At 52.7% G+C, this 9720-nt stretch carries 11 protein-coding genes; 5 read left to right on the top strand and 6 right to left on the bottom strand.

What is annotated here, in order from left to right:
• The 5 genes from OXG87_00770 to OXG87_00750 all read left to right on the top strand — a co-directional run.
• A partial coding sequence (locus OXG87_00770) for a hypothetical protein (GenBank protein ID MCY3868052.1) occupies positions 1 to 495 on the top strand: 495 nt, incomplete at its 5' end.
• Positions 496 to 687: 192 nt separating this feature from the next.
• Entirely contained in the window at positions 688 to 1914 is a 1227-nt protein-coding gene (locus tag OXG87_00765; GenBank protein MCY3868051.1) for a right-handed parallel beta-helix repeat-containing protein, read from the top strand.
• Positions 1915 to 1920: 6 nt separating this feature from the next.
• On the top strand, positions 1921 to 2718 hold the full coding sequence (locus OXG87_00760; GenBank protein ID MCY3868050.1) for an SDR family NAD(P)-dependent oxidoreductase: 798 nt from the start codon (positions 1921 to 1923) through the stop codon (positions 2716 to 2718).
• A 12-nt stretch (positions 2719 to 2730) separates the two neighbouring features.
• Positions 2731 to 2964 carry a hypothetical protein gene (locus OXG87_00755; protein ID MCY3868049.1) on the top strand — a complete coding sequence of 78 codons (234 nt, stop codon included), beginning with the start codon at positions 2731 to 2733 and terminating at the stop codon, positions 2962 to 2964.
• Positions 2961 to 3203, top strand: coding sequence for a hypothetical protein (locus tag OXG87_00750; GenBank protein MCY3868048.1), 243 nt, complete (start codon positions 2961 to 2963; stop codon positions 3201 to 3203). The genes OXG87_00755 and OXG87_00750 overlap by 4 nt, the downstream gene beginning before the upstream one ends.
• A gap of 56 nt (positions 3204 to 3259) precedes the next feature.
• Here OXG87_00750 and OXG87_00745 read toward each other — a convergent pair whose 3' ends face one another.
• The 6 genes from OXG87_00745 to OXG87_00720 all read right to left on the bottom strand — a co-directional run bounded on the left by OXG87_00745 (position 3260) and on the right by OXG87_00720 (position 9372).
• Positions 3260 to 4111 (bottom strand): amidohydrolase, encoded by an 852-nt coding sequence (locus OXG87_00745; GenBank protein ID MCY3868047.1) that lies wholly within the window; start codon positions 4109 to 4111, stop codon positions 3260 to 3262.
• 21 nt (positions 4112 to 4132) lie between these two features.
• Entirely contained in the window at positions 4133 to 5224 is a 1092-nt protein-coding gene (locus OXG87_00740) for a Gfo/Idh/MocA family oxidoreductase (GenBank protein MCY3868046.1), read from the bottom strand.
• Between the two features lie 152 nt (positions 5225 to 5376).
• Entirely contained in the window at positions 5377 to 6231 is an 855-nt protein-coding gene (locus tag OXG87_00735) for a tetratricopeptide repeat protein (GenBank protein MCY3868045.1), read from the bottom strand.
• Between the two features lie 16 nt (positions 6232 to 6247).
• Complete coding sequence (locus OXG87_00730) at positions 6248 to 8482, bottom strand: TonB-dependent receptor (protein ID MCY3868044.1); 2235 nt, start codon at positions 8480 to 8482, stop codon at positions 6248 to 6250.
• 13 nt (positions 8483 to 8495) lie between these two features.
• Positions 8496 to 8822 (bottom strand): transcriptional regulator, encoded by a 327-nt coding sequence (locus tag OXG87_00725; protein MCY3868043.1) that lies wholly within the window; start codon positions 8820 to 8822, stop codon positions 8496 to 8498.
• Positions 8803 to 9372 (bottom strand): hypothetical protein, encoded by a 570-nt coding sequence (locus OXG87_00720; GenBank protein MCY3868042.1) that lies wholly within the window; start codon positions 9370 to 9372, stop codon positions 8803 to 8805. The genes OXG87_00725 and OXG87_00720 overlap by 20 nt, the downstream gene beginning before the upstream one ends.
• Positions 9373 to 9720: the final 348 nt, after the last annotated feature.

The raw sequence follows: 9720 nt of genomic DNA, 5'->3' as shown, positions 1-9720 counted from the left end.
CTTTCGGTAGCTGATCCAAATTTTGGATGGAATTGGACTATTCAAGACCCGCACCTGCAGGATAACACGTTGATTACTAACCAGCCGAGTAGGCCTTACAAGTTGTACGTGACGCTACGAGGAAAATGGCGTTTGGATGGCGTATATGACTATGCGATGGCAACAGTTCAATCTGACCAGACGGTGATGGAATTTACCAGTCAGGACGGCAAAACTGTGGAAGTGAAACTGATCAAGACAGGTATAAGTCTTGCAAGCCTGGATTTTGATGGAGATGGCCTGGTCGGAAGCACGGACTTTTTACTCCTTGTCAGCAGGTTTGGCCTGTCGGAGGGTGATAGAGATTTTGAAGCAAAATATGATATAGATGGCAATGGTACAGTTGGGTTCAGCGACTTTGTGCTTTTTGCAGAGGGATTTGGTAAATCGGTGAGTGGAAAACCCGTGGCTCTCAGAAATGGCGACAGACAGGGAATGGCTAAATTGGGATCGTGATGGTCTGAAGTCGCTATGACTTGCGATCCAGGAAATATCTGTACAGGGCATTTACTAAAATACAGAAATTTACGTGCTAAAATACCCGGTTCTCGTCGGGTATTTTTTTATGTCAATTTGTCTTTGGATGTGTGGCGATCCATTCTTATCTTTGTGCCTGTGAGATAACTCGTGAATTTGAGGAGCGTTGATATGTCGGATTTTTCTGCTAATCGACCTATGACAGAGCGGCGAGAGATGGTGTTGACGGTGGGGCAGGACGAGGGGGATTTGCAGGGGAGCGATGATCGGGTTTTGCAGGCTGGTGCGGATTATTTGCACCGTCTGGGCGGTGGTATTTTGCAGATTTTGCCGGGGGTATATACGATGCGGAACGCGCTTTATCTGCATCCAAATTTGACTGTGCTCGGGTCGGGTAGCGAGACGGTGTTGAAGAAGGCCGAGGGGGTTGTGACTTCTCTGGTGCGGGATTCCGATTGGTATGAGGCGCGGGTCGAGGTAGAGGATGCACATGGGTTTGGCGTGGGATGTGGGGTGATGTTGCGGTCTTACGGCAAGTCCGGGATGACGGTGGTGAAAGATACTGTGACGGCGATTGAGGGGCGGGTAATTTCGCTTAGTAAGCGCGTGTACAAAAATATGTGGCTGGATGAGCGGGCGACGCTGGCGACGATTTTTCCCATTTTGACAGCGGAAGAAGGGGTTTGCGATGTGACCATTGAGAATTTGGTTCTGGATGGCAATATGGAGGAGAATGAAGAGATTAATGGAAATTATTCTGGCGCGGTGTTTTTACAGCGCTGCCACCGCTATACGTTTCGGAATGTGACGGCGCGCAATTACAATGGCGATGGGTTCAGTTTTCAGGTTTGCGATGATTTTGTTTTTGAAAATTGTGTGTCGAAGAGCAATGCCAATCTGGGGTTTCATCCGGGTAGCGGATCGCAGCGACCGCGGTTTCACAATTGTCGGTCAACGGGCAATAGTCAGGGTATTTTCTTTTGCTGGGGTGTGTCGGATGGCATTGCGGAGAATTGCGCGTGTTTGGACAATCGGGATTTTGGCATTTCAATTGGGCACAGAGATACGGATAACCGGATTGTCAATTGCGAGATTGCTGGCAATCACAAGGTTGGGATTTTGTTCCGGACGCCGTTATCCGAGTTTCGAGGAGCGCACAGGAATGCGATTCATTCGTGTGTGATCCGCGATAATGGTTTTGCCGAGAATGGGTATGGAATTGAGATCCGCGGTACGACGTACGATGTGGAGATTCGAGATAATCGGATTGAGGATTCGGGAGGAGAGAAGCAGAAGGTGGGGATTGCGATCGAGCGCGAAGCGCGCGGAACGGTGATTGAGGGGAATACGTTTGTCAATATGGAGTCGGATGTTGTGCAGGCGTGCGCGGTAGGGTAGGAGAATATGCAGCTTAAAGATAAAATAGCGATTGTCGTTGGGGCGGGGCAGTCGGCGGGTGAGACTATTGGCAATGGACGGGCGACGGCTATTCGCTTTGCCAGAGCGGGCGCGCAGGTGCTTCTGGTGGATAAAGATATCGCGTCTGCGGAAGAGACTGCTCGGATAATTGCACAGGAGAAGGGGAGCGCGTCGGTGCTCGGCGCAGATATTACGATTGAAGGCGATTGTCGGGCGATTGCCGAGACCTGTGTCCAGCGCTATGGACGTATTGATATTTTGCACAATAATGTCGGCTCGCTGAGGGGCGACGGTGGTTCTGTTGACCTGAGTGCTGAAGACTGGCAGCGACTTATGGATATCAATCTCAAGGGGCTGTTTCTGACCTGTAAATATGTGCTTCCCGTTATGCGCACGCAGAGAAGTGGCGTTATCGTCAATATTTCTTCTACGGCGGCTGTGTGTTTTCGCCCCAGGACGCTTGCGTACAAAATCGCCAAGGCGGGGATCAATGCGCTTACGCAGAATCTCGCGCTTGAAAACGCGCCTTATGGCGTGCGCGTCAATGCGATTTTGCCCGGTCTGATGGATACGCCGATGGCGATTGAATCTCGCGTTCAAGATCAGGGTGTCAACCGGGATGCGCTTCGTGAGGAGCGCGCTGCACAGGTGCCTCTTGAACAAAGAATGGGGTCGGCGTGGGATGTGGCTGCCGCTGCGGTGTTCCTCGCTTCAGATGAGGCGAGGTATATTACGGGCGTTTTGCTTCCGGTGGATGGGGGATTGAGCGCGCGCGTTGGTTAAATAGGAGGGATTATGTATAAGGCTATTGGAGTGGGAATCGGACATGTAGCAACTGGTTTGGTGGTTATAGTCGTACTGCGGCTTATTATGGATATCAATATATCGCCTGCTGTTGTGGCAGGGATTATGGCTGCGATGGTGATACCCACATCATATCGCGCCTATAATATGGGTAAAAAGGACGGGATGTCCGCTGCTCAGCAAGTTGAGGAAGATCTCACAGACGAGGAATCGGAGGAATTATGAATAAGTCTTTCTGGGTGGGAGTCGGCCATGCCGCATCTGGTCTGGTGGGTATAGCCGCAGTTCGATTTATTTTCGGGTTTGATCTGCCATTTGTTGTTGTTGTAGCCCTAATATGCGGGATAGGAATATATGCATTACAACACGCAACACGACACGCCTATAATATGGGTAAAAAGGACGGGATGTCCGCTGCTCAGAAGGTTGAGCAAGATCGCACAACCGAGGGAGAGGAGGATTAGAGACAGAAATTGAGACGTTTCACGATTAGACGGTCTCTCTCTATGAGGGACCGTTATTATTTTTTCAGATAAATGCGTTCTGCGTTCTTATGAAAGAGTTTTTCCTGGTCCGCTATGTCAGCATTGGCGACGATTTCGCGTGATATTTGCACCCAGGTCTGGATATCGGATCGCGTGTTGCAAACGGGCCAGTCGCTGCCCCAGACCACGCGATTCCAGCCGAAGCTGGCGATGCAGTGTTCAACATAAGGGCGTACCGCTTCAGTGGTGGCATTTCCCTCGGCGCAATAGGCGAGGACGCCTGAGATTTTGCATGCGACATTTGGGAGGGCGGCTATTTGCGCGATGTGGTCGCGCCAGGGGTCTGTCTCGCTGTTTGCAATATCCGGTACGCCGCAGTGATCGAGGATGAATTGGATGTCTGGACATTTTTGCGCGAGGTTGCGGGCGATGAGGAGTTGGTCGGCGCGGAAGCAGAGGTCGAAGGTGAGGTTGTATTTTTCGAGCAGTCGGATGTTTGTTGCAAAGTGATCCGATTGGGAGAGGTCGTCGGGCATGGTGTGCAGGATGCGGCGGAAGCCGACGAGTTTGGGGTGCTGAACAGATTCGATATAGGCTTCAAATCCGGAGGGGGATTCGGGACGGCAGTTGGCGATGACGCCTTCGATTATGGCATTGGGTTGTTCGGATAGTTCATAAACAAATTGCGTTTCGTCATGCCAGTGGGGGTCATCGGGCGAGGCTTCCATGAAAATGGTGCGCGTGATGCCGCTGCCTTTTGTGAGGGTCAAATAGTCTTCGATGTGGAAGGCTGTGTTTTTGAGTGGTGGGAGTTCATCGGTCCACGAATAGGGGTATTTGCCCGGGTAGATGAGGTGTTGATGGGTGTCTAAGATGGGGATGCTCATGGGGGTTTCCTTTGTTGTGCTTTATTTTTTGGGGAGTGGGTTTTGTCGATGGGATTCTTCTATCACGGCGATTTGTTTGCGTACTTGCGCGGGGGTGATGAGGAGTTCGCCGTTGTTTTTGAGTGCGTCGTGGATGTTGTTGTAGAAGCGTTCGGGACCGTTTTCGAGTGAGACGGAGGGAGAGTTGTTGTTTTTCTTTTCTTCTTCGAGTGTCCACGTTTCTTCGATCCAGTCGAGTTCCTCGCGGGTGTATTGTCGATTTACCGACCAGGTCCACATGTCGTGTTTGGGCGCTTTTTCGGGGTCAAAATAACGCCATTTGAGTGCTGATGATCCCCCTGTGAGACCGCCATAGGTGCCGTTAATGGTATAGGTGTCATTTTGCGGATAATGGAGGTAGTTGCTCACGACGATGTCGATTTGAGGTGCCTGTCGTTCGGGGTCGTACAATGTGACGGTGCAGTGATCGTCGGCGTCGCCTTCAAAGGGGTTGTTGCAGTCCATGCGGGCAAAGACGCTGGGGGTGCGGTCAAAGCCAAAGAGGCAGAGGGCTTGATCAACGGGATGGGGTCCTGTGTTGAGAAGGCCACCGCCCCAGTTTTCCTGACGGGTTTGCCAGTCCCAGCGCCGCGAAAAACCGCCCCAGGAGGATCGGATGTACACGATTTTGCCCAGGACGCCCGAGTTGATGATTTCCTGGATTTTGTCAAAGTAGGGCTGCAACCGGTTGTTTTGAAAGGGGGCAAAGACGCGGTTGTTGTCTGTGGCTGTCTGAACGATGTCGTCGAATTGCGCCACGGTTTTGCAGGTGGGTTTTTCGCATACGACATGGGAACCCGCTTTGAGAGCGGCAATGCTGGCGACGGGGTGCAGGGGCTGGTGCAGGGCATTGACAAAGAGGTCAAATCCACCTGCTTTGATCATGTCTTGCCAGTCTTCATAAGCTTCGGCTCCAAATTGTTCGCGGGCATCGCGCCTGCGCTCGGACAATTGATCGGCTACGGCTACAATTTTGAATTTGTCGGGCATCTGGTTCAATTGTTTGGCATGGATGTTGTATCCACTGCGACCCTGACCGCCGATAGCGACGCGGATGATGTTGTCGTTGGACATGTGCGTTCCTTTGTGAGTTGAGTTTTTACTATTTTTGTTTGGGAGAGATCAAATGTAATAGGCTATTGAAGATGCTGTCAACCGATTTCTAAAAAAAGAAAGACCGCGAGATGTTTCGACTCGCGGTCTTTCTTTTTAATGCGTTATACATGCTATTCTGTCACCTTCGGCAACAGATCGTATTTGACCCAGCCATTATCTGGATCAATCTCGAGTGCTTTTTCAAAAGCCTCTCGCGCAGGATCTTTCTCATTGCGGTCCATATACGCGATGCCCAGCCAGGCATAGGTCTCGCTGTGTCCCCAGACGGGATGGATGGGATCGGTCGGTTTTTCTCGGGCAAAAAGTTCTGCGGCGCGCTGGAATCCTTCCATTGCCCGTTCTTTGCTTCCACCCCACATTTTGGGCGTGTTAAAAGCGCCGATGGCCGCGCTCAGGACTACGCGCGGATTGTCGGGTGCGAGTTGTTCGGCTTTTTTTAGGAGATTACCGGATTTGGGTCCGAGGAATATGCCTTTAATTCCACTCAGGCTGATTTGTCGTCCGTACACGCTTGATAGTAGTGCATAGACTTCGGCAGCGATCGTTTTGGCATCTTCTCCAGAGGCTTCTTTTCGGGTGGCTCCTTCCAGATGCTCAGCCGCTTCTTTGAGGTGCTTGGAGGCCTGGTCTTTGTTCTTTTTGCCTTGAGCTAAGAGATAGTTGGCGATGCGGTAGTCGGTGAGGGCGATGTAGTAATGGCTCCATGCCGATAGGCTTTTATCAGCCAGAGCGCGTTCGAATGTCGCCCGGGCGGTGTACATTGCATCGAGATTGTTCTCGTTTATACCCTGTTGAAGGATATTTTTGCCGCTGGTGAGGAGGCTGGCGGCGGGTTGTGCGGACTCGTCGGATTTGGCAGTCGGCGGACCGGAATTTTGCTCATGGGTTGATTGCCGCGCAACCGCACATCCGAGTTTGGTGAAGATGATGAGGGAGGCGATGAATGCGAGTAAAATGTATTGCATGGCTGTTCTCCTGAGTCTATGGGTTCAAAGTGACGGTGGCACCGAAGTAGATGGACCGGCGAAAGGTGGTGGTGCGGGGCTGGCGTTGGCTGTAGTCTATAGAGTAGTCGTAGCCGAGCACATTGGCGCGGTTGAGCAAATTGTTGATTGCCAGATAGAAGATGATCTGGTGATTCGCGCCAAAGGGCAGCAAATAGCTCAGTTGCCCATCTACTTGCCGAAAGGATGGTAGCCGTTCTGAGCCGACGGGCCCTTCGATGGGCAGGTAGTAGTTCTGGCCTGCTACGGGAATTGCGCCCACTATTGGGGTGATGGGGCGACCCGTGGCATACTTCACGGTCAGGCCGCCGCTGAGGTCGTCTATGAGCCGCATTTTTGCGACGAGTGTCAGGTTGTGCGTGATGTCATAAGGCGATGGGGCTTCTTCGTAGTGCGTCTCTGATCCGATGTGGCGCACCTGCAAACGGCGCGATCTCAGCAGGCTGTAGGCCATCCAACCGCTGAAGCGCGTGCTGAGAAAATCGCCGCGTTTGAGGAAGAGGTCTAAGCCAGAGGCACGGCCTTTGCCGTCATTGGAGAGATTCAGGTCGGGATGATCCAGTACGAGGTTGCGGTAGGGTTTGTGGTATGCCTCCAGCCGCACCATGAATTGGTCGCGTTCGTGGTGCAGGCCGATGATTCTGTGTTGGGCGCGTTGAGGTCTTAGCCTGGGATTGCCACTGGTGGCGTTGTATTTGGATGGGTCGGGGAATTGGTGATAGATGCCCCAGGCGAGGCGTGCATCTGTGTGTTCGGTGAACTGGTAACGCGCAGATATGCGCGGGTCGATGGCAAACTGGTTGTTCAGGCTGTGGTGATCGGCGCGTGTGCCGAGATTGACCGCGATGCGGCGGGCAGATTCAAAGTCGATTTCAAAGTAGGCACCCACGCGCCGGGCACCGTAGGAGGTATCGAGTTCAAAGATCTCTGCCTGGGGATCGAATATATCGCCTTGAGGTATGCTGCCTATGAGTCGGTTGTTCGTGTGTTCGATTTCACCGCCGAGGCGCAAGAAGGCAGATGAGGTGAGGGCGCGTTCTATGTCTGTGCGGAGTTTGAGGGTCAGGTCGCGGGGCGAGAAGTCCAGATTGCCCAATTGTTTTCGCGCTGTGTGGTGGTTGAGCGAGGCGCTGGTCTGCATGATCCAATGGGCGAATACGTCTGTCCACTCGAGGTTGTGCAACGCGCTGTTGGTGCTGCCTTTGTATATGCCGTCAAAGGAGGGTTCTATAACGCGCACGCCCAGGCGGTCGCTTGCGTTGAAGCTGAAGAATTTGAGGCGCCCGGTCGGTGAGTACTGGTAGATCAGATTGAGGTTGCCGTCGTGCCCGCGCGGCGTGGTGGTGAATGCGCTGCTGTGGTGGTTGACGCGAAATAAGAGATCGGTAAAGCTGAGGTTGCCGGTGAAGCGTACGCCCAATTTGTCGGATATAAGGGGCAGGTCGAGGCCGAGAGAGCCAGCGGCGAGGCCCAGGTTGAGCGTGTAGCTTTTCTGCACGGGCATGTTCTGGGTTTCCATGGACAGGACGGCGGAAAGCGCGTTGCCATAGCGCGCGGGAAATCCGCCTGTGGAAAAGACCGTGCCCTGTACCATAAAGGGAGAGATGGTGCCGAAGACGCCGCCGGTGGGCGATTCGTATTTGTAGGGGTGTACGACTGTGGCTTGTCCGAGCAATATGACGGTTTCGCTTACGTCGCCTCCGCGCACAAAGAGGCCAGCGCCGTCATCGACGGTTGCGACGCCGGGAAAGGTTTTGAATGCGCGGAATATATCTGCGGAAGCGCCAGGTGTTGTCACGACATCCAGAGGGGAGAGGGTGACGGTTTCGTCTTCTCCTGTGGTATAGGTACTTGCCGTGACAGTGGTTTCGTCGAGTTGGATGAGGGCGAGGCGCAGGATCAGGCGAACGGTTGTGGTATCGCCTGGCGTTAGATGCAGGGTCTGCTGAGCGGGTTCATAGCCGATAAAGGATGCGTGCAATTTGTATTTGCCCATGTGCTGTGTGGAGAATGCAAAGCGGCCGTCGCGATCGGTGATTGCGCCGTCGAGCGTGCCCGTGATTTGCACGTTGACATAGGCTACTGGGCGATCTGTTTCGTCGATTACCTGGCCCTGAATAAAGGCGTGATTCTGTGCAAGGGCGGGCATAGCGAAAGACAGAAGGAGGAGGACCATTGCCCATTGCGTTTTGTATGTGGGGAGATGTTTCATGTTTGTACGCCTGTTAGTCAATGCCAGCACTGCGGATTACGGTTTGCAGGGCTTTTACGTGTGTGGTTAAAGACTCGCGGCCTTTTTCCGTGAGGCTGTACCAGGTGACGGGTTTTCGGTTTTCGAATCGCTTGTCAATATCGACATAGCCCATGTCTTCCAGTTTTCGCAGGTGCGCGCCCATGTTGCCGTCGGTTTCTTTTAGCAGTTGTTTCAAACTGGTAAAGGTCATGGCGTCGGTGTCGGCGAGGAGTACACAGGCGCCGAGCCGAGACCGGTGTTCCAGTAGTTTGTCCAGTTGGGCAAGGCTATCGGAGGTGTTAGACGGTGCTTTTTTCATGAGGTTTCATCCATAGGGCACTGATGATAATGCTGGCGGCTATGGCCAGACCGGTCATGGTCCAGGGGTAAGGCGCGAGATAGTCAACAGCAGGGGCACTCACGATGCATACGACGCCGGGCAGAAGAAAGCGACGGTCCAGATACAGACCGCCCAGGTACCAGGTGACACCAACGATTAGAGTCATGAACTGGCCCATCACCCAGCCATCCAGGCCGTGTCGCAAGGCAATGAACGCAATAGCGTAAGTCGTAAAAAACAAACTGCCCCAGTGCAGGACGTGCTTAGTCCTATCGCTGCGTTTTGCGATGCCCTCCGCCCACTTCGCCCGCACTCCGATCCAGATGCTGATCAGGAATCCGGTGAAGGTCGCAATGGGCCAATAGAGGTGGCTCACTTGGGGACGAAAATCGTTGAGCACAGAACCGGCGACGAAGATGATGGCCCAGAGCAGGGCTATGGCTATGGAGTTGTATTGCCTCCTATCGCGTTTTTCAACGGCTTCGCGGACGAAGGCCATGTCCTCTTCAAATTTTTGCGTGGGTTGCATTTGATTCCTCCTTTAACAGATTTTAGAGTTCTCTATTTTTTAGAGTTATTTAAGAAAATAGAGTAAATGATCTCGCTTGTCAACTTTTTTTTCGCCTGACAGATTGCTCTGTCAAATAAGTTTATTGCATAAAGCCACTGGACGCCTGCTTAAAACATGCAGGCGTGACGACAGCAGGTGTCATTGCGGCATGGTGTTGAGCCGCAATCCAGTCAATCAGAAAAGTATATTAGCTAATTTTTTTGACGGACCAGATTATCGGGTCAAATAAATTTCTGTCTTCAATGCGCTGTTGTTGTCGCCGCCAATGCCACCGGCATTTAAGCCGCGTGTGTACATCATCCAGTG

It is taken from the genome of Gemmatimonadota bacterium, assembly GCA_026706845.1.
Classification (GTDB): Bacteria; Latescibacterota; UBA2968; order UBA2968; family UBA2968; genus VXRD01.
This window is presented reverse-complemented; position numbering and strand designations above follow the sequence as displayed.